This is a genomic window from Burkholderia sp. SIMBA_051 (assembly GCF_046534915.1).
GTDB classification, from domain to species: domain Bacteria; phylum Pseudomonadota; class Gammaproteobacteria; order Burkholderiales; family Burkholderiaceae; genus Burkholderia; species Burkholderia ambifaria.
The window spans coordinates 1-333 of the sequence record NZ_JAWRXS010000115.1 but is presented as its reverse complement, the minus strand read 5'-3'; the positions used below and the strand labels follow the sequence as shown (position 1 = coordinate 333).

The 333-nt window shown below is 68.2% G+C and carries 1 protein-coding gene and 1 pseudogene; both read left to right on the top strand.

Annotated elements, in window-relative coordinates:
* Positions 1 to 198 (top strand): hypothetical protein (locus tag SB771_RS33805; protein WP_410721893.1); only part of this gene is annotated, 198 nt, incomplete at its 5' end.
* A pseudogene (locus SB771_RS33800) lies at positions 134 to 333 on the top strand (GNAT family N-acetyltransferase); the annotation flags it as partial. The gene SB771_RS33805 and the pseudogene SB771_RS33800, both read left to right, overlap by 65 nt.

Genomic DNA, 333 nt, shown 5'->3' with positions numbered 1-333 from the left:
CATCGGCGATCCCTGTCCGAGTTTGTCGATCGGCTCGGCGCGCTGCAGCAGATATCGGTTACCCCCGTGCTTCGCCTGACGCCCGCGCCGGACACCGTGCCATTGCCTATTGTGTCTTCCGGGCCAGTGAGCTTTAGCGCGCAAGCTGCCGCGCTATCCCGCGATCCCGGCGGTGCGCATGGGGCGACTGGCCGTTGATCGCCGGTATAGGGGCAGGGGCCTGGGTGCCGCTTTGCTGGTCAATGCGCTCCGGCGCGCGACCAGCTCGGAAATCCCGGCCGTCGCGTTGACCGTCGACGCGAAGGACGAGGGCGCCGCGGCGTTCTATGGCCA